Origin of the sequence: Litorilinea aerophila, assembly GCF_006569185.2 — a bacterium.
Classification (GTDB): Bacteria; Chloroflexota; Anaerolineae; order Caldilineales; family Caldilineaceae; genus Litorilinea; species Litorilinea aerophila.
In genome coordinates this window covers 201,936-221,178 of sequence record NZ_VIGC02000003.1, presented here as the reverse complement: position 1 = coordinate 221,178, position 19,243 = coordinate 201,936, and the positions used below count along the sequence as shown (strand labels likewise).

General features: G+C 65.0%; 17 protein-coding genes. 6 read left to right on the top strand and 11 right to left on the bottom strand.

Annotation, left to right across the window (positions count from 1 at the left end; all coding sequences use genetic code 11):
* Positions 1–2: 2 nt before the first annotated feature.
* The 3 genes from FKZ61_RS03390 to FKZ61_RS03380 all read right to left on the bottom strand — a co-directional run bounded on the left by FKZ61_RS03390 (position 3) and on the right by FKZ61_RS03380 (position 3,409).
* Positions 3–911 carry a carbohydrate ABC transporter permease gene (locus FKZ61_RS03390; protein WP_141608660.1) on the bottom strand — a complete coding sequence of 303 codons (909 nt, stop codon included), beginning with the start codon at positions 909–911 and terminating at the stop codon, positions 3–5.
* 99 nt (positions 912–1,010) lie between these two features.
* Complete coding sequence (locus tag FKZ61_RS03385; RefSeq protein WP_141608659.1) at positions 1,011–1,916, bottom strand: carbohydrate ABC transporter permease; 906 nt, start codon at positions 1,914–1,916, stop codon at positions 1,011–1,013.
* Between the two features lie 89 nt (positions 1,917–2,005).
* Positions 2,006–3,409 (bottom strand): ABC transporter substrate-binding protein, encoded by a 1,404-nt coding sequence (locus FKZ61_RS03380; protein ID WP_170199183.1) that lies wholly within the window; start codon positions 3,407–3,409, stop codon positions 2,006–2,008.
* 377 nt (positions 3,410–3,786) lie between these two features.
* Between FKZ61_RS03380 and FKZ61_RS03375 the strand changes: the two genes are divergently transcribed.
* Positions 3,787–4,593 carry a sugar phosphate isomerase/epimerase family protein gene (locus FKZ61_RS03375; protein ID WP_170199181.1) on the top strand — a complete coding sequence of 269 codons (807 nt, stop codon included), beginning with the start codon at positions 3,787–3,789 and terminating at the stop codon, positions 4,591–4,593.
* 123 nt (positions 4,594–4,716) lie between these two features.
* Here FKZ61_RS03375 and FKZ61_RS03370 read toward each other — a convergent pair whose 3' ends face one another.
* Entirely contained in the window at positions 4,717–5,673 is a 957-nt protein-coding gene (locus tag FKZ61_RS03370) for a D-2-hydroxyacid dehydrogenase (RefSeq protein ID WP_141608656.1), read from the bottom strand.
* A gap of 256 nt (positions 5,674–5,929) precedes the next feature.
* Here FKZ61_RS03370 and FKZ61_RS03365 point away from each other — a divergent pair, with 256 nt between their 5' ends.
* From FKZ61_RS03365 to FKZ61_RS03350, 4 genes are all read left to right on the top strand, one after another.
* Entirely contained in the window at positions 5,930–6,223 is a 294-nt protein-coding gene (locus FKZ61_RS03365) for a 4a-hydroxytetrahydrobiopterin dehydratase (RefSeq protein WP_141608655.1), read from the top strand.
* Positions 6,224–6,288: 65 nt separating this feature from the next.
* Positions 6,289–7,899, top strand: a complete 1,611-nt coding sequence (locus tag FKZ61_RS03360) for a hypothetical protein (RefSeq protein ID WP_141608654.1) — start codon at positions 6,289–6,291, stop codon at positions 7,897–7,899.
* A 28-nt stretch (positions 7,900–7,927) separates the two neighbouring features.
* Complete coding sequence (gene amaB / locus FKZ61_RS03355) at positions 7,928–9,499, top strand: L-piperidine-6-carboxylate dehydrogenase (RefSeq protein ID WP_141608653.1); 1,572 nt, start codon at positions 7,928–7,930, stop codon at positions 9,497–9,499.
* A gap of 104 nt (positions 9,500–9,603) precedes the next feature.
* Complete coding sequence (locus tag FKZ61_RS03350) at positions 9,604–10,026, top strand: OsmC family protein (protein ID WP_141608652.1); 423 nt, start codon at positions 9,604–9,606, stop codon at positions 10,024–10,026.
* A 94-nt stretch (positions 10,027–10,120) separates the two neighbouring features.
* Here the strand turns inward: FKZ61_RS03350 and FKZ61_RS03345 are convergent, their stop codons facing one another.
* Genes FKZ61_RS03345 through FKZ61_RS03330 form a run of 4 tightly spaced genes read right to left on the bottom strand, consistent with a single transcriptional unit; the run spans position 10,121 to position 14,693 of the window.
* Positions 10,121–11,131, bottom strand: coding sequence for a Gfo/Idh/MocA family protein (locus FKZ61_RS03345; RefSeq protein WP_141608651.1), 1,011 nt, complete (start codon positions 11,129–11,131; stop codon positions 10,121–10,123).
* Positions 11,132–11,160: 29 nt separating this feature from the next.
* The gene (locus FKZ61_RS03340) at positions 11,161–12,492 is read right to left on the bottom strand and encodes a DegT/DnrJ/EryC1/StrS family aminotransferase (protein ID WP_170199179.1); all 1,332 of its coding nucleotides are present in this window, start codon (positions 12,490–12,492) and stop codon (positions 11,161–11,163) included.
* Positions 12,493–12,518: 26 nt separating this feature from the next.
* The gene (locus tag FKZ61_RS03335; RefSeq protein ID WP_141608649.1) at positions 12,519–13,397 is read right to left on the bottom strand and encodes an amidohydrolase family protein; all 879 of its coding nucleotides are present in this window, start codon (positions 13,395–13,397) and stop codon (positions 12,519–12,521) included.
* Positions 13,398–13,424: 27 nt separating this feature from the next.
* Positions 13,425–14,693 carry a DegT/DnrJ/EryC1/StrS family aminotransferase gene (locus tag FKZ61_RS03330; RefSeq protein WP_141608648.1) on the bottom strand — a complete coding sequence of 423 codons (1,269 nt, stop codon included), beginning with the start codon at positions 14,691–14,693 and terminating at the stop codon, positions 13,425–13,427.
* A gap of 542 nt (positions 14,694–15,235) precedes the next feature.
* Here FKZ61_RS03330 and FKZ61_RS03325 point away from each other — a divergent pair.
* Positions 15,236–16,621 (top strand): dipeptidase, encoded by a 1,386-nt coding sequence (locus tag FKZ61_RS03325; protein ID WP_141608647.1) that lies wholly within the window; start codon positions 15,236–15,238, stop codon positions 16,619–16,621.
* A 384-nt stretch (positions 16,622–17,005) separates the two neighbouring features.
* Here FKZ61_RS03325 and FKZ61_RS03320 read toward each other — a convergent pair whose 3' ends face one another.
* From FKZ61_RS03320 to FKZ61_RS03310, 3 genes are read right to left on the bottom strand one after another with little or no spacing between them, the layout of a single operon-like run.
* A complete protein-coding gene (locus FKZ61_RS03320) occupies positions 17,006–18,058 on the bottom strand; it encodes a M42 family metallopeptidase (protein ID WP_141608646.1) in 1,053 nt (350 codons plus the stop codon).
* A 33-nt stretch (positions 18,059–18,091) separates the two neighbouring features.
* Positions 18,092–18,772, bottom strand: a complete 681-nt coding sequence (locus FKZ61_RS03315) for an MBL fold metallo-hydrolase (RefSeq protein WP_141608645.1) — start codon at positions 18,770–18,772, stop codon at positions 18,092–18,094.
* Positions 18,769–19,203 carry an FtsB family cell division protein gene (locus FKZ61_RS03310; RefSeq protein WP_141608644.1) on the bottom strand — a complete coding sequence of 145 codons (435 nt, stop codon included), beginning with the start codon at positions 19,201–19,203 and terminating at the stop codon, positions 18,769–18,771. The genes FKZ61_RS03315 and FKZ61_RS03310 overlap by 4 nt, the downstream gene beginning before the upstream one ends.
* Positions 19,204–19,243 lie beyond the last annotated feature (40 nt).

The following is a 19,243-nucleotide window of genomic DNA, read 5'->3' as shown; positions in this document are numbered from 1 at the left end:
GGCTATCCTTTCAGCCCCTGGGTGGCGATACCCTCGATGATGTAGCGCTGGAGGGCCAGGTAGATCAGGAACACGGGCACGATGGCCAGCACGGCGGCCGTGGTGTAGAGGTGATATTCCACGAAGAACTGTCCTACGTACTCCACCAGCCCCACGGTGACGGGGTACATCTCGGTGCGCTGGGCCACCACCAGGGGCCAAAGCAGGTCATCGTACTTGAAGATGAAGACGATGATGGCCAGGGCTGCGATGTTGTGGCGGACCAGGGGCAGGACGATGCGCCAGTAGATGCCGAACTCCGACGCGCCGTCGATGCGGGCCGCATCCAAGAGATCGTTGGGGATACTGTACATGGCCTGGCGCATGAGAAAGACACCGAAGGGGAAGACCACCCAGGGCAGGATCATGCCCCAGTAGGTGTTGACCATGGGGATGCCCAGGAGATTCTGGATGCGCAGCAGAATTTTGAAAAGGGGCAATAAGTAGGTGACGAAGGGGACCATAGAGGCGGCCAGGATGAACCAGAAGACCATGTTGCCCAGCCGCGAGGGATCTTTGACGATCACGTAGCCGATGAGGCTGCTGGTGAAGATGACCACCAGGGTGGTACCGCCGGAATAGATGAAGGAATTGAGGAAATAGCGGGCAAACTCCGCACGCCAGACCTCCTGGTAGTTGGCCAGGGTGAAGGTCTGGGGCCACCAGGTGGGCGGAATGGCCCGTAACTCCGCAGGAGTCTTGAATGAAGCGGTAACGACCCAATAGAAAGGCACAAAGAAGATCGCTGCGCCCAGCGCCAGCAAGAGATACATAACGATCCGGAGAAGTACCCGCCGTGCCCCCAGGCGGCGCAAATGCCGCTGGAGTGCCTGCTGAGGCTGGGCCAGGGTGCCGGGAGTGGTTGTCTCCATTTTGACTGCTCTCTCAACCTGATGCTACATCTAGGCCTGAGGACGGGTGTCGATGGGCTCAAGCGCTAATCCGCACGCCAGGAGCCCGTCAAGATTGACTCAATACTCATAAGTTGCCCGAATAAAGCGATATTGGGCATACCCCACGGCCACCATGATCAGGAAGTAAATGGCCGCCATGGCGCTGCCGTATCCCTCATGGCTATAGGCGATGGCCGTATTGAAGATGTGGAAGGCCATCAAATTGGTGGCGTAGTTCGGGCCACCCCGGTTGCCACCGGACTCCACCGTCATCACATAGACTTCCGTAAAGGCCAGAAACGCACTCAACGTCGTAATCACCACCACAAAGGCGATGGTCGGCATGAGGAGAGGCACGGTGATGTGCCAGAAACGGCGCCAGGCATTGGCGCCATCTACCTCCGCGGCTTCGTAGTAAACATGGGGGATGGCCTGCAGGCCGGCCAGAAAGAGCACCATGGCATAGCCAGCTTCCTTCCAGATGCGCAGGAGTGCCAGGGAGCGGAGTGCCCACTCGCTGGTGGAGAGCCAGCGGATGGGGCTGATGCCAAACCAGCCTAGAACCACGTTGAGCAGCCCCTGCTTGCCCGGCAGGTAGATATAACGCCAGACCAGGGCCACGGCCACCAGGGGCACCACATACGCGGTAAAGAAAGAGACGGTAAAAAAACCTCGCACCATGGTGTTACGGATGGTGTTCACCGCCACGGCTAGCAACAGCCCCAGGCCCACCACGCCCGGCACCACCATCAGGGCAAAGTTGAAGGTCACCGACAGGGACTTCCAGAAGATGGGGTCGTTGGTGAAGAGGCGTCGATAGTTGTCCAGGCCAGCAAATTCAAAGATCCCCGGCTCCTTGACGAAAAAGCTCCAGTAAAACATCTCCAGGATGGGGATCCAGATCATGAAGGCCATGAAGGCGAAGGCGGCCAGAAGCACCACCCGCCCCAGGCCATGTTTGGGCAGCCAATTTTCCGTGACCATGGCTCGTCAAGCTCCTGAATTCCAGAGGAATGGGGTGTCGGCCCACCAGCGACCAGTCGGCCAACACCCCACACAGAACGGAAAAACCCTTACCCGGCGGCGGTCAGCCACTGGGGATTGGCTGCGTAGTCGGCCGCGCTCAGGATGCTCCACTGGGGATTGGCCTGCAGGAACTCGTTACCGGCCTCCTCCACCCGCTGCAACACCGTGGGGATGTCCTCTCCCTCGTCCCGGATGGCGGGCACGATCTGGTTGGAAATGTCCACCAGCTCTCGAGGCCAGAAGCCGGCGTCCACGCTGTTTTCAGGGCGGTTCTTGATGGCGATGGGCGCCCACCGGGGGCCAGAGTCCTCTGAGAATTCCGGATCGTCCCACATTGCCTTCAGGCTGGGCTGGATCCCCCGCAACTTGCAGTAGCGGGCCAGGTAGGCGGGGCTGACCAGATAGCGGTAGAAGGTGTAGGAGGCATCCAGGTGGTTTTCATTCTGGGTGGTCACGGTAAAGCCCACATCCGGTCCCCGGCGGCCGTAGATGGGCTCGCCGCTCATGGTGGGCGGCAGCACCAGGCCCCAGTCCACGTCCGCGTATTGGGTTTCCATGAAGCCGTTGAACCAGGTCCAGTTGTACAGGGTCACCGCCTGACCGGCCCCAAAACGCTCCCGGGAGACCAGGCCCTCTTCGATGCTGTCCAGGCGATGGACCTTAAAGATGTCCATGACAAACTGCCAGGCCTGCTGGCCCACATCGTCGGTATGGCGCCAGCGGTCCTTGGTCTCGAAGATGTTGCCGTCCAGGGGGCCGGCGATCTGATAGCGCAGGTCTTCGTAGAGGGAATACTCGTTGGCGAAGATGGCCATGCCGGAGCGGGTCAGGGTATCGCCATCCCAGGCGGTCACATCCTTGGCCCAGATCAGGAAGTCATCCCACTTGCGGGGGATGTCTTCGGGGCTATAGCCCAGTTCATCCAGCAGCGTGGCGTTGTAGTAGAGCTGGCTGCTGAAGACCCCGTTGGGCAGTCCGTAGTAGCGGCCATCGTCGGCGCCCTGGGGCAGGCGATACAGGAAGGCGGTCAGGTCGCCCATCTCCTCCCGCACGTTGATGACTTCTTCGGGGATGGGGAGCAGCACCTCCTGCTTGGTCAGCGTATCCAGGAACGTCTCGTCGATGGAAGAGACATCCGGTGCGTTGCCGGCCGCCTTGGCCGTGAGGAGTTTTTGCTGCAACTCGCTCTCGGGCACGAACTGCATCTCGATTTTGATGCCGGGGTTGGCGGCCTCAAATTCCGGGATGGCCTCCTTCTCGGTCATCTCGTTGATGGTACGTCGGTCCGTGAACCAGGCCACCAGGGTAATGGTCTCTGGGCCGGCGCCGGCAGCGCCGCTGTCCGCCGGGGCCTCCGCGGCCGGTGCGCAGGCCGCCAACAGCACCCCGGTGGAAAGGCTGCCGGCCATAGCCAGAAACTGTCGGCGGGTCAACGAGCTGTTAGTCGCCATCGGGATTCCTCCTTGGTGATGAAAATGGACGAACATGCACTCGGTGAACAGACATGTGTTAAAACGTTAAAATGCTATGTAAAAACAGATCGTTAAAACACATGGAGGAGCCATTTTGAAACGGGTAACACCTGAAGCGGAAGCCGGGCCGACGGGCGAACGGCGAAGGGGAGCTTCGCCCATGCAACATTGCCACCTGTTTATCATAGCATAGCCCCCGGCCATTTTCCCAACAGGCGAAAATGGCCGGGATCTATCCCGCCCCGCTGTCACGTTGTACCCGCGGGAAATTGGATGTATCATTCAGCCCAAGGCCCAGGCCCAATTTGTACCAGCTCCCTTCCCTTATCCCATCCCAACCCCATGAGGAGGAACCCATGCCTTTCAAACTGAGCTACAGTACCCTGCGCTGGAAGAGCCCCGACCTGGAACCGGCCCTGGAGGCGTTGAAGGAGGCCGGCTGGGACGGCTGGGAGTGCCGACTGCCTCTAGACTGGCTGGGCACGCCCCAACGGCTGCGCCAGATCTGCCGCAACGCCGACATGCCCCTGGCAGTCTACACGGCCCAGGGCTCGCCAGACCAGCGGGACTATGAACATGTGGAGCGCAACAAGCGACGCATGGAATTTGCCGCCGAGATGGAGGTGGACTGCTTCATGTTCATGAACGGCCGCAAGCCCGAGGGCCGGCCCGTCACCCGAGACGACATCATCGCCGCGGCCGAGGGCGCAGAAGCCTGGGCCGAATACGCAGCCCAGTTCGGCCTGGAGCTCAGCTACCACATCCACACCAACCTGCTGGTGGACTCCATCGAAGACTGGCGGACCTACATGGCCCACCTGCGCAAGGCGAAGCTCTGCATCGACGTCTCCCACGCGCAACTCTGGGGCTACGACCCCGTGGAGGCCATCCGCGACTTCCAGGACCAGCTCAACTACATCCACCTGCAGGACTACGCCTCCACCTCCCGGCGGGAGGACGGCTTCTACCTGCCCGTCTGGTGTGATGTGGGCGAATCCCAAAACGTGGACTTTCCGGCCATCCGGGCGGCGCTGGAGGAGATCGGCTTCCAGCGCTGGGTGACCGCGTGCCCGGGCCAGCCCATCCCCGGCCAGGACGATCCCCTCAGCGAAGCCCGCCGCAGCGCCCGCATGGTCGACTATCTGCGGGGCATCGGATATTGAGAATCTGAGGATTGGGGGATTCGGCTATTGGGGAATCGGGTGACTGGGTGATGGTATAGAAAGATCGTTGCCATCTCCCACTCCTCATCTCCATCTCCGAATCCCCCAATCCCCGAATCACCCCTAAAACCCCCGGCGTTTGTCGATGATATTCAGCGGCCGTTCCCCCCGCAGGTAGCGCTCCAGGTTCTGCAGGAAGAATTCGAAGACCATGCGCGGACGATGCTGGGAGGCGCCAGCCCGATGGGGCGTGAGGATGAGGTTGGGCGCGTCCCACAGGGGGCTGTCCGGCGGCAGGGGTTCCACTTCGGTCACGTCCAGACCGGCCCCGGCGATCTGCCCCTTCTCCAATGCCTCCACCAGGGCCGGCTCGTCGATGATGCCGCCCCGGGTGACGTTGATCAGGTAGGCCGTGGGCTTCATCAGCGCCAGCTCCTCCCGACCGATCAGGTGGTAGGTCTCCCGGGTGAGGGGGCAGGCCGTCATCACCACGTCGGAGCGGCGCAACAGGTCGTGGAGGTTTTCCCGGCTGCTGGGCCGTAGCTCCGCCACGAAAGGTGGCTTCTCGGTGCGGACGGGGTCGATGGCCAGGATGGTCATGTCGTAGCCCTGGGCCCGTTTGGCCATTTCCATCCCGAAGCCGCCCAGGCCAATGAGCCCCAGGGTGCCACCCGAGATCTGGATCACCGGTCCGCTCTGCCAGAGGCGGCGCGCCCGATTCTCCACCGCCAGGGGGATCTGTCGGGCCAGGGCCAGCAGCAGGGCCCAGGCGTGCTCTGCCCCCTGGCTGGCGTAGAGGCCAGCCACGTTGCTGATCTGCACCTCCTCCCGCTCGATGATTTCCGGAAAGAGAAACTTGTCCATGCCGGTGCTGAAGGACTGGATCCAGCGCAGGCGGGGCGCGGCGGCACAGACCGCCGGGCGGAAATGGCCCAGGATTACTTCCACCTCTGGCGCCGCCGCCACGGCGCTCTCTTCGTCCGTGACGTGGATCACCTGGTGGCCGCCCAGGCGTTCCGCCAGCTCCTGGAAGGCCTGGATTTGGGCCGGTTCAAAGGGATAGTGGATCAAAATTTTCATGGTGGTTCCTGCCTTTGCCTGTGGAGAGTGATATGGGAAGCGTGATATGGAATTGGAGGGGAAATCGGGGCGCCGCGCTATCCGCCTTGGATGGATTCAGAACCCGCTCCGGCCGTTCCGTCAGGGACTTGCGGGAACCGGGGCCATCCTCTACAATGGAGATCACCGCACCCCATCATAGCTGTTCATTGTAGTCGGATTCTGAGCCGGACGCAAAGCTTCTGCGCCGAATGCCAGACGAAAGGGAGGTACACCAATGCCCAAGGTTTCTCCACTGAGCGAACAGGATGTGCAGCAAGGGCTGCGGGAACTGGACGGCTGGTCTGTGGCGGATGGTAAACTGCATCGGGAGCTCAAGTTTGCCAATTTCGTGGAGGCCTTCGGCTTCATGGCCCGGGTGGCCCTCCTGGCCGAAAAGATGAACCACCACCCGGAATGGTCCAACGTCTACAACCGGGTCACCATCGACCTGGTCACCCACGACGCCGGCAACGCCATCAGCCAGCGAGATCTGGACCTGGCCAAGGCCATCAACCAGCTCCTGACCTGAAGCCCCCAGCGGCCCCGCCCTCGCCATTTGCCAGGATCTCCATTCCGGTCCAGAATTGACATAATATGGCACGTAGAGTCCTGCGCCGGGTCACCATCCACGACCGCTATCAGCTGGAGTTCAAGCTGGGGTACCCCCTGACGCCCGGCCAGGAGACCCGTTACAAGATCGACACCTACATCTTCGTGCCCCGTAGCCTGGGCATCGACCGGGACACCTACACGGAACGGGAGTTCTACCGGGACATCCAGAACTACGTGCGCATGAAGACCCCGCGCTTTCGCCTGCGGGAGCTTCTCTCCGCGCCGCACTCTCCCCTGAACAACTGCGAGCGCATCCTGCATACCCAGGACCCGGCCCTGCTCCAGCTCAAGAAAGAGGAGCTGATCAGCAGTTTCAAGTTCCTGCGGGCCATCCTCAAGAGCGCCATCCGGGCCCATCTGGCTCGCTATGTCTGGCATCACGGCCGCAAGCAGTTCACGCCGGACCTGGCCCTGCCCCTGGCCGAGAGCGTGGACGAGCTCCTGGAGACCACCCAGGAGCTGACCCGGCGCTACCGGGCCCTGGCTCCCTACGTGGACGTGGAGTCCATGCCCACCCGGCTGCGCCAGTCCTACCGGCTGACCGATGAGGCCATCAGCCTGGTGGTAGAAGAGGGCCTGCTCCAGGCCTTCCTCCTGGTAGATCGCCACCTGGATCGCGCCACCCACCGGCAGCGGGGCGCGGCCCTCAAAAAACGCATCGAGGCCCACGTCCAGGCAGAGCTCCAGCACCGGCAGGCCATGGGCTACGGCCCTCCCCTGCGCAGGAAAGGGGACAACGAGGAATATCTCTTCCGCACCTCGATCCTGAAAAAGTACACATCCAGCGTCCTGTGGCTCTCCACCTCCGTCAAACGGGAGGGGACGACCCTGGAGCACGTCCTCTACGCGCTGGCAGCCGGCGTCTCCATGGTCTTCGCCACGGTGGTGGCCTTTTACTTTCAGCTCAGGTTCGGCACCTTCACCTTCCCGGTCTTCGTGGCCCTGGTGGTGGGCTACATGTTCAAAGATCGCATCAAGGAGATCGGCCGTAGCCTCTCTGCCCGCTTCCTGCACAACATCCTCTACGACCGGCGGACCGTGATCCACACCCAGGACCGCCGCCACGAGTTGGGCTACGTGCGGGAAAAGGTGGAATACGTCTCCGAGAAGGAGGTGCCGGCCGAGGTGTTGGCCAGCCGGGACCGGGGCATCCTGGCCGAGCTGGCCAACGACCGCCAGGGCGAGACCATCATTCGCTACACGAAGGCGGTGGTGCTCCACGCCGACGCGCTGGATGCCGTCCACACCAACGGGCTGGAGATCACCGCCATCAACGACATCATGCGCTACGACATCCGCCCCTACCTGCGCAAGATGGATAACCCCACCCAACGCAAGTGGCTGCTGGAAAACGGCAAGTTATATCGGGTGCGCTGCCACAAAACCTACCACCTCAATTTCGTCTCCGTCTACCGCTCCGTCGATGAGCCGGACCAGCCAACCATCTACCAGCGCACCCAGGTTGTCCTGGATCGCAAGGGGATCTGCCGCATTGTGCTGGGCGATGAGGAGCTGGAACAGGAGCTGGAGGACGAAGTGTGGACCGACGAGGAACAACCGGCCCGGCCTGTGGCTCTGCCCCACCAGGCCTGAGGCCCTGATGATGCGGGAGGAACAGGCAATGACCGTACAATCTCAATCCATCACCACCCACAGTCGTGCCCTGCGGGTCAAAGCCCTGCTGGAAAAGCTGGGCCTGGCAGAGGTCAACCCCGGCGCCTGCAGCGGCCCCGACGGCTGGATCACCGACCCCCAGGGCGAGCGGCTGGTCTCCTATGACCCCACCACCGGGGAAGCCATCGGCAGCGTGATTCAGGCCACAGCCCCCACCTACGATGCCATCGTGGCGCGGGCCGCGGCTGCCTTTGCCCACTGGCGCACCGTGCCCGCGCCCAAACGGGGCCTGCTGGTCCGGGACCTGGGCAACGCGCTGCGGGAGGTCCAGGAGCCCCTGGGTGAAATGGTCACCCTGGAGATGGGCAAGATCCGGGCGGAAGGCATCGGCGAGGTACAGGAGATGATCGACATCTGCGACTTCGCCCTGGGCCTCTCCCGCCAGCTCTACGGCCTGACCATGCACTCGGAGCGCCCCGGCCACCGCATGTACGAGCAGTGGCACCCCCTGGGCCCCATCGGCATCATCACCGCCTTCAACTTCCCGGTGGCCGTCTGGTCCTGGAACGCCGCCATCGCGGCCGTCTGCGGCGACACCATGGTCTGGAAACCGTCCCCCACCACGCCCCTGGTCTCGGTGGCCGTGCAGCGGATCTGCAACCAGGTCATGGCCGACCATGGGCTGGACGGGATCTTCAACCTGGTCATCGGCAGCAACGACCAGGTGGGCGAGCGGATGCTGGATGATGGCCGGCTGCCCCTGATCAGCTTCACCGGTTCGGTGCGGGTGGGGCGCCACGTGGCCCAGCGGGTGGCCGCCCGCCTGGGCAAGACCATCCTGGAGCTGGGGGGCAACAACGGCATCATCATCGCCGAGGACGCCGACCTGGAGCTGGCGGTGCGGGCCGTCCTCTTCGGCGCGGTGGGCACCGCCGGCCAGCGCTGCACCACCACCCGCCGCCTCATCGTCCACCGGAGCATTGTGGACGAGTTCACCCAGCGGCTGGCCCGGGCCTACCAGAGCGTGCCCATCGGCGACCCCCTGGAGCCGGGCACCCTCATGGGGCCCCTCATCAGCGAGCAGGCTGTGGAGCGGATGATGCAGGCCCTGGACACGGCCCAGGCCGAGGGGGGCGAAATCGTCACCGGCGGCCGGCGCCTGCCCCACCTGGGTCCCACCTTCGTGGAGCCCACCATCGTGCGCATGCCCCGCCAGACGCCCCTGGTCTGCGAGGAGACCTTCGCGCCCATCCTGTACGTGATGGCCTACGAGACGCTGGACGAGGCCATCGCTATCCACAACGGCGTGCCCCAGGGGCTCTCCAGCGCCATCTTCACCCTGAACCTGCGCACGGCCGAGCAGTTCCTCTCGGCCGCGGGTTCGGACTGTGGCATCGCCAATGTGAACATCGGCACCAGCGGGGCGGAGATCGGCGGGGCCTTCGGGGGGGAGAAGGACACCGGCGGCGGCCGGGAGTCCGGCTCCGATGCCTGGAAGGCGTACATGCGCCGGCAGACCACCACCATCAACTGGTCCACAGAGCTGCCCCTGGCCCAGGGCATTCAGTTCGGCGAGTAAGTCCCGGCCATTCCTGTCAAAGACAGGAATTGGGGTACAATAGGCGCGGCTGGCAAAGGTCAGCCCATGCGGTCCATTCCGTACATCAGAAAGGAGAAATGATTATGGCGGTACGAGGCGCAGAAGCCACCTGGCAAGGCACCCTGAAAGAGGGCAAGGGCACCATGAAGCTGGGCAGCGGCCTCTACGAAGGGCCGTTCACCTATGCCTCCCGCTTTGAGAGCGGCGAGGGGACCAACCCCGAAGAGCTGATCGGTGCAGCCCACGCCGGCTGTTTCTCCATGTTCCTGTCCGCCCTGCTGACCAACAACGGCTTCCAGCCGGACACCATCCACACCACGGCCACCGTCCACCTGGGCGCTGGCCCCAAGATTGAGAAGATCGAGCTGAAATGCGAGGCTCGGGTGCCCGGCCTGGACGCGGAGAAGTTCGCCGAATTCGCCGACCAGGCCAAGGCCGGCTGCCCCGTCTCCAAGGCCCTGGCCGGCGTGGACGAGATCGTCCTGGACGCCAAACTGGTCAGCTGAGCCTGTATAGGAACCTGAATTCAATCAGGGGCGGCGCGCTTGAGCGTCGCCCCTGGCCTTCAGACTCCGGACTCTGGACTTCGGACTCCGGATCTCATAACCCCACCTCCCGGGCCCCCACATCCGCGGCCCACTGCATGGTCAACGCCTGGCGGGTAGCAGTGAGGATAACATCCGTCGTGAGCTGATCCGGCCGGCTCTGGCCGGCAATCTCTGCCAGAAACGCCTTGAAATAGCCAGCCGGATTGCCCTCGGGCAACGGCTCGAGGCGTGGCTGGGGCTCGCCATCCAGCGCCACCAGGATGCTGTCGGCCGTGGTGGAGGTCTCCACCATGCCCTTTTCTCCCCAAAAAGTCATCCGCCAGTAGTGGGGCAGGCTATAGCCCATGCTGTTGGGCATGAAATAGGAGACATCCCCCAACACGCCACAGGCGTTGCCCAGGCTGGCCATGATCTGTCCGCCGTCTCGAAAGTGGGGATGTTCCCGGGCCAGGGCATTCCAGGTGCGCGCCGCGTGGAGCACAGTGAAGGGCTGGCCGGTGATCCACGGGATGGCGTCCACCGCGTGGATCACGATGTCGTTGATGGTGCCGCCGTGCTTGCCCGGCTCGAAGTACCAGGAGGGCCGGGTCCCCGGGAGGAGGGGATGCTGCCCGCCGAAGGAGATGGCCTGGACGTCGCCGATGAGCCCGCTGCGGATCAGGTTGCGCAGGCCGATGATGGGGCCGCTGTCCCGCATGGTCAACATACAGCCCAGCTTGAGCCCCCGCTCCCGACATATCCGCTCAATCTGCCCGATCTCTGCCAGGCTGGTACAGACGGGCTTGTCCACCAACACATGCTTGCCCCGGGCCAGGGCCTGGAGGATCAGGCTGCCCCGGCGGGCGAAGTAATCCCCCACCGCCACCGCGTCACACTCGACTGCATCCAGCATCTGGTCAAAGCGCTCGTGGGTGATGGATACGTCACCCCGGGCCATGAGATGCTGGCGGGTGCCCTCGTTTTCCTCGCACGCGGCGACGACGGCCACGCCGTCCAATATCTGTGCATGATGGTACATTTCCAGCATATGGGGATGCTGGAACCCCACAAAAGCCAGTTTCATGGCTCTCCTCCTGCAGGCCCGATAGGACTTCAAGCCCGATAGAAATGCCAGCCGCCCACGTCCGGTCCATCGCCGGGATCGTCGGCCAGGAGCTCGGCCGCGTGTTCCGCCACCTTGCGGAACGCGGCGGCATGCTGTTCGATGAGCGCCGGCCGGTAATGTTTAAACCAGGGGATGCTGAAGGTGCGCCGCCCCACCTGCTCGGAGACAGGCAGGCTCCCCTGCAGGCGCACCAGATCCCGCTCTGCAAAGGCCAGCCGGGTGGGCCGGTCGTGGCCGTAGACGTCGCACTCGGTGAGCAGCGGATGCAGGTGCAGCGGGCGATTCACCCCGGGCGAGCAGATGGAGCCTTCGGCCCGGACTGCCTCGGCGAAGCGGGTGACGGAAAGCCCGCCCAGCTCCTCAGCCTTGTAGAGGCCGTGGGGCGCGTACCAGCCCGCCATGTTGCTGCCCTCCTCCTCCCGCACCCGGTGGGCCTGCAGGCCCGGCACCCCTTCCAGCAGGTCCCAGAAGTAGTTCATGGCCCGGCGGATCTCGGCGATGCGCTGGTCATAGTACTTGAGCTGGACCCGCCCCACCGCGGAGCTGACCTGGTGCATGCGGTATTTGTAGCCGCCCAGGGGCAGGTGCCGATAGGCCCGCAGCCACCCATCCTGGACCCGCTCGTCGTAGCGCTCGTAGTGGCCGAAGGCCAGGGCCCGCTCGTAGATGGTGCGGTCGTCCGTGACCAGCATGCCCCCCTCGCCGATGGCAAAGGACTTGCCGGCCATCAGGGACATGGCGGCCACGTGGCCGAAGGTGCCCAGTTTGCGCCCTTTGTACAGGCCGCCCTGGGCGTGGGAGACATCCTCGATGACCTTCAGGTTGTGGCGCTCGGCCACGGCCAGGATGCGGTCCATGTCCGCCGGATGGCCCAGGTAGTGGACCACCACAATGGCTTTGGTCCGGGGGCCGATACGATGTTCAATGTCGTCGGGATCCAGGCAGAGGGTGTCCGGGTCGATGTCGGCGAAGAGGACGCTGGCGCCCAGGGAGAAGCAGGGCAGGGCCGAGGCCCAGTAGGTAATGCTGGGGCAGATGATCTCATCGCCCACGCCGATGCCACAGCCGAACATGGCCGCCTGCAGCGCGGCCGTCCCGTTGTTGAAGGCCAGGGCGTAGCGGGTCCCCTGCCAGCGGGCGAACTCCTCCTCGAACTGCACCGTCACATCCGTGCCGGACATGGCCCCCCGGCGCAGCACGTCCAGCGCAGCTTCTTCGTCCTCCTGGGTGATGATGGGCCAGTGGAAGAGGCTTTCGTCGTGGATGGTGACGGCCTTGGGGCCACCGTGGATGGCCAGTTGGCTCTGGGCGGTGCTCATTGCGGCATCTCCTTGGGGCTCAAGCTTCATCGGGTACCAGTTTCATCGGGTACCAGGCGGAGCGCGTTGCCGGCATAGATCTTGGCCAGCGCTTCCTCGGGCAGTTCCAGGGAGTTGAGCAGCTCCTGCATGCGGTTGTCGAAGTAATCCCGGCCGTAGAGCAGCCGATCCTGGAACTCCAGCAGGAAATCCCGGGTGAAGGCCCGGTCCCGGGTCAGGGCGGTGTAGGCGGAGCCGGCGGAGAGATCGGCGTAGAGGTTGGGATAGGTGCGGAACATTTCGATGACCTTGCCGCCGGGGACGATGGGGCCGGTGGGGTAGGGGACCTTGTCGTACTGGTCATCGCCAGAGATGTGGGCCCAGAAGCCAGGCGCATGGCCCACGAAGATGGTCTCCGGGCAGGCCCGCACCGCGCGCTCAAAGGCTTCGATGCCGCCGCCGTACCACCAGTTGGGCCGGGGATACCGGCGCCCGGTGTCGAACTCGTAGTCGATGTGGACCACCACCGGCAGACCCTTCTCGCCACAGAAGCGAAAGACCCGCAACGCGTCGGGGTTGTCGTACATCATGCGCAGCTTCAGCTCCGCGTAGACCCGCACGCCGTGGATTTCCATGGCCGCCTGCAACTGGTCGATGGCGTCCGGCCGCCGGGGGTCGGGCGCATAACCCAGGACGAACTTGTCGGGCGCCTGTTGCTTGTAGGCCAGGCAGCGGCTGAAGGGGATGGGGTAGCCCCGGGGATCGATGAGGGAGACGTGGTTGTACTCCGGGTCATACTCACCGATGGGACACTCCCAGGAAAACAGCCAGGTCTTCTCGATGTTGTACCGGGCCATGTTGGCCAGAAATTTCTGCAGGTCGTGGCCGTGCCAGTCCGGATGGTTGTGGGCATCGATAATGCGCATGGGGAGCTCTCCTTGCCTTAAGTTGCCTCAATCGCGACGCAGGGTGGCATCGACTTTGCGGAAGATGGCCAGGGCGTCGGCGATCTCCGCCGCGCCCCAGTTTTCGTGGAGCTGGAGGTTGAAGTGGGTGTCCATGGCGGCCTCGGCATTGGGACAGGGGAACTGGCGCTCCCGGTCGCCCTGGTAGTCCGGACTGGCCCACGGATAACCGCTGCGGCCAAAGACGCGACGGTGCACGAACCAGTCCATGGTGTGGGGAAGGGCTGCCCGGTAGCTGGGGTTGATGGGCAGCCCCTCAGCAGCCAGGGCCCGGCAGTAGGTCTCCTTGTCGCAGTGTGCCCGCTCCGGGTGGAAGCGCAGGCGCAGGAACCAGTAGCTGGCCTCAGCGCCGTCCAGCAGGGGCGGCAGGGAGACGGTGGCCAGATCGGCCAGCCCCTCGGCCAGCTTCCCCACCACGACCTGACGCCGGGCGACGATCTCCGGCAGTTTGCGAAGCTGCACCCGGCCAATGGCTGCAGCAATCTCGTTCAGGTTCAGGTTGAGCCCGGCGGTGACGTTGGTGGAGCCCGGCGGCAGGAAGAAGGGCTTGCCCCGGTCGGCGGCCCGCCGCACCGCCTGGTAGAGCTGCTCGTCCCGGGTGTAGATCAGCCCACCCTGGGCACCGGAGGCATGGTGCTTGCCGGACATGGTGGAGAAGATGCCGATGGTCCCAAAAGTGCCCACGAAGCGGCCGTTCAGCCGGGCGCCATGGGCCTGGGAGGCATCCTCGATGACCGGCAGGCCATGGCGCTCTGCCACCGTCAGGATGCCGGGCATGTCGGCCGGTTCGCCGCCGATGTGGGAGACGACGATGGCCCGGGTCAGGGGGGTGATCAGGGCCTCCACCTGTTCAGGGCCGGTGTTGAAGCTGCCGGGCGCGGTGTCCGCCACCATGGGGATCAGGTTGAGAAGGGGGATGGGCATCATGCCGCCGGGGTCCGTCACCGCGGCCACGATTACCTCGCTGAAGGGCTCCAGCGCCAGCGCCTTCAGGGCCACGTAGAGGGCCGAAGTGCCAGAGTTGACGCCGTCCACAAAGCCGCCCCCCAGGTAGGCGGCGAACTCCCGGCAGTAGGCTTCCTCCTCCGGTCCGTTGTAACCGGGGGCCACGCCGGTGGCCATGGCCTGCTCCAGCAGGGCGTCCACCGCGGCCTTCTCTTCCGGGCCGAAGTGCCCCCGGGGCGGGAAGGGGGTCCGGCGCACCGGTTCGCCCCCGTGGACGGCCAGTTGGGCGGCGCGGGTCTTGGGTGCTGTCATGGTTGGCCTCCTGGGAAGTGGATTGGCTGCCGGCTGCGGACGTCGCCTGCCCAGGGGATCGCTGCGGCGCGATTTATTCCAGGTTCAAACTTTTGAACCCCGACTGGGGCCAGCGGTGGGGAAATCAGGCCGTTCAAAATCGGCCCGCAGGCCGATTCCATGGCCATCCCCGGGCAACTGGCGACAATCGGCAAGCAATTTGTTCGCCGACCGAAAATATAGCACACGCTGTCGGCCCTGTCAATCCAGATGGTGGAACGGTGGCACGGGTATCGTTCAAGATCGTCGGAGTCCATCCATCGGACACCGCCGTCGATCCCGTTTCCAGACAGGACCGTCGTTTGTGCGGTTTCCAAACCGCACAAACGAGATGGGCTAAAACCTGGGATGTCCCCCGCCCGGGAGTGCGGAGAGACAGGGAAGGAGTCCACCCCGGAGACATCGGCCAGATGGGCAGCCCCGGCGCGGTCGGGTATAATGGACCAATCATCCACGGCGCTTCAGCCAGCGCAGATCAACCATCGAACAAGAAGGAGATGCCCATGAACGACCCACTGCAAGCCTACCTGGCCGATGCCCGCTCCCGCCAACTGGCCGAGCTGATGGACTGGCTGCGCATTCCCAGCATCAGCGCGTTGCCGGCCCACCGGGAGGACGTTCATCGAGCGGCCACCTGGCTGGCCGACCATCTCCGGCAGATCGGCCTGGAACACGTCTCGGTGATCCCCTCGGATACCCACCCCCTGGTGCGGGCGGACTGGCTCCACGCCGGCCCGGACAAGCCCACCGTCCTCATCTACGGCCATTTCGACGTCCAGCCGGTGGATCCCCTGGAGGAGTGGGAGACACCGCCCTTCGAGCCGACCATCAAAGCCGGCCCCCACGGCGAGGATCTCTACGCGCGGGGCGCGTCCGACGACAAGGGACAGATCTTCATCCACGTCAAAGCCGTGGAGGCGCTCCTGGCCACCACCGGCCGCCTGCCGGTCAACGTGAAGTTCATCGTGGAAGGGGAAGAGGAGTACGGCGGCCGGACCATCCAGGAGTATGTGACCCGGCATGTGGACGAGCTGGCGGCGGATGTGGCCCTGATTTCCGATTCCCACATGCTCACGCCGAACCAGCCAGCCATCCTGTACGGGCTGCGGGGCATGTGGTCGGCCCAGGTGACGGTCACCGGCCCGGCCCACGACCTCCACAGCGGCAGCTACGGGGGCGCCATCCACAACGCCAACCAGGCTCTCTGTGAGTTGCTGGCTGCGCTCCACGACCGGCACGGCCACATCACCGTGCCCGGCTTCTACGAACAGGTGCGGGACCTATCCCCCGAAGAGCGGGCCGCCCTGGCCCAGGTCCCCTACGGCGAGGCAGAGATCCTGGCCGAGACCGGCGCGCCGGCCCTCTATGGCGAGCCCGAATTCACCGTGGTGGAGCGGATCGGCGCCCGGCCCACCCTGGAGATCAACGGCATGTGGGGCGGCTTCACTGGCGACGGCTTCAAGACGGTCATTCCGGCCCAGGCCCATGCCAAGATCAGCTGCCGCCTGGTGCCCCACCAGGATCCAGACCGCATCGAGGCCCTGGTTACGGACTACCTGAAACGGCTGGCCCCGCCCACGATCCAGGTGGAGGTGCGCACCTACCACAAGTACCAGCCCTTCCTGACGCCGCCGGACCTGCCGGCCATGCGGGCAGCGGCCCGGGCCTGTCGCCGCACCTTCGGCACTGACCCGGTCTTCATGCTGGAGGGGGGCGGCATCCCCATCGTCTCGGTCTTCCAGGAGGAGCTCCAGCTGCCGGTGGTGCTCCTGGGCTTCGGGCTGCCCGACGACAACCTCCACGCACCCAACGAGAAGTTCCATCTGCCCAACTTCTACCGGGGGATCGCCACCAGCATCGCCCTCCTGGAGGAGCTGGCGGCCGCTTAGCGACAGCGGGCGGGCCCGCCCCTTCGTAGGCGCAGCTCGTAGCTGCGCAGCCATCGCCGTCCCTTCACCAGCCGGGATGTGGCAACAACGGGCGGCCAGAGACCGCCCCTACGGCAAACCGGTACCCTTTCGCGATTGGCGACGGCGGGCGGGCACGGGGGCCCGCCCCTACAGGACAGGGCCGCCCCTTCGTAGGCGCAGCTCGCAGCTGCGCAGCCGTCCCCGTCCTTTCACCCGCCTGGGTCCGGCACCATCGGCCGGCTGGGAGCCGCCCTTACGGCAAACCGGTACCCTTTCACGATTGGCGACGGCGGGCGGGCACGGGGGCCCGCCCCTACGGCGAGGGCTGCCATCCGCGCGGATCGGGCGCCACGGGTACGTGGGTTAAGCCAGGACCTCCCGGGCCCGGCGGACGAAGGCACACATCCAGGCGGTGAGGGCCTCGATGTCGCCCAGGTGGGCTGTCTCGAAAGGAGTGTGGGTGTAGCGGGTGGGGAAGGCCACCAGCCCGGCGGGGACATCGGCCTTCATGAAGGCGGCGCCGTCACTGCCGAAGGAGCCGAAGACCGCATGCTGAAGGGGGATGTCAGCCGCGGCGGCCGTGCGGGCCAGGGCCGTGGTCAGGCGATGGTCGTAGTGCACCAGGGAATCCTTGTGGACCAGAATGGGTCCGCCGCCCAGGCGCACCGGCATGGTCTCCAGGCCAATGCCCGGCACGTCGCCGGCCAGGCCCACCTCCAGGATGACGGCCGCGTCGAAGGCTTCCCGCGCGGCCAGGGCCGAAGCGCCCACCAGGCCGATCTCCTCCTGGACGGTGGCGGCCACGGTGAGCTGGCAGCCCAGCTCCGCTGTGGGGACCCGCCGCAGCACTTCGGTCAGCACCGCCAGCAACGCCCGGTCGTCCAGGGCCTTGCCCATGACCAGATCCCGACCCAGGCGCACGGTCGGCCCATCCCAGATGACGCGCGTCCCCGGGGTGACACCCCGGGCCAGGAGCTCGTCCCGGCTGAGGCCGGTGTCCACCCAGAAATCCTTCCAGCTCAGCTCGTTCAGCTCGGGCAGGGCCAGGGAAGCCAGATGGCCGGTGACGGTGGCGATCACGCCGGGGATGGGCCCATCCGGCGCCAGGACCTGGACCCGCTGGCCGATGGTGAAGGCATTGCGCAGGGAGGTGGTCCGCTGCCAGGCCTGGCCGTTGGCCAGCCAGAGGAAGCCGTCGGGGTGGATGGCCCGCACCAGGTAGCAGAGCTCGTCCGCATGGGCCACCAGGAGGACCCGGGGGCCCTCCCCGCCCACCCGGCCGATCCGGTTGCCCAGGCGGGTCCGGGTCACGGTCACGCCGGCCTCCTGCCAGAGGGCCTCGATGCGCTCGAGGACCGCGCCTTCCTGGCCCACCGGGCCGGGGAGTTCGGTGAGTTCCTGGATCAGTTCAAACATGGGGAAAAACCTTCCGATGTAGGGATCCCCCGCCTACCGGGACTGCTCCAGCACGTAGATGTGGAGCCCTTCGGGCAGGGTTTCCCGGCTTAGTTCCAGCTCGCTGCTGCCCACATGGGTGACGGCTTCGGGCGGGTAGCGCCGGGTGAACTCCTCCACCGGAAGGATATTCAGCACGCCCTTGGGGCTGTAGTAGTGCATGGGGATCACCACCCGGGGCTGGATGCGCCGAATGGCCGCGTCCAGGTCGTCCAGGGCGATGGTGGCGTGGCCGCCGGTGAGGGCAAACATGAGATCCACCTGGCCCTCCAACGCCTGCAGGTGCTCTTCCGAGATGGGATTCCCGATGTCACCGATGTGCAGCACCCGGATCCCGTCCAGGGTAAAGGTGTACATGGCGTTGGCCTCCGGCCCCCGATCCCCGAAGTCGTAGGTGAGGCTCTCCATGGTCTGGAAGACCCGAATGTGGAGCCCTTTAACCGTCTTTCCTTCGGGTGGGATCTCCACGGCATTGACCACCACCGGATCGCCGGTTATATGGCTGGGGTCGCTGTGAAAGCGATCCGTAGCCGAACTCATGATCACGATGTCGGCCGGCTCGTGGATGGGGTCGAAGTTGGAGGCGCCGGGACCGGGCGTGTAGGGGTCGGTCACCACGGAGAGGCCGTCGCCCTCCAGGCGAAAACAGGCATGGGCATAGAATTTGATTTTCATGGCAGCTCCTGTTGGACGAAAAGGTCCCACCACTGTTTCCAGGGGGGAGCGGATGACGTTTCCGGCGCCATGGTGGCCGGTGTCGGGGTGGGGGTAACGGTGGGCGTGGGTACCGGCGTGCCCTCCAAGACCACGATGACCGTGTCTCCCGGGCGCACCATCTCCAACTCCTCCCGGGCCACCTCATCCACGTAATCCGCACTGCTCACATAGGTCAGCTCAGCCTGGAGTTCCAACTGCCGGGCCTGTTCCTGGGCGAGGCGCTCTTCCCATTGCTGGATCTCAGCCTGCAGCCGGCTGCGCTGGACCAGGCGGCCGGTGTAGCTGACCACAAACAGCAGGCAGAGGGCCATGAGCGCCAGGAGGATGACTCGCGCCCGGGTGCTGGCCGGAGGTGGAGAGGGTGGGTTGGGAGAAGGGTTTGCCGCCATGGGCTACAGTATACCTGAAAAACACAAAAATGGGGAACGA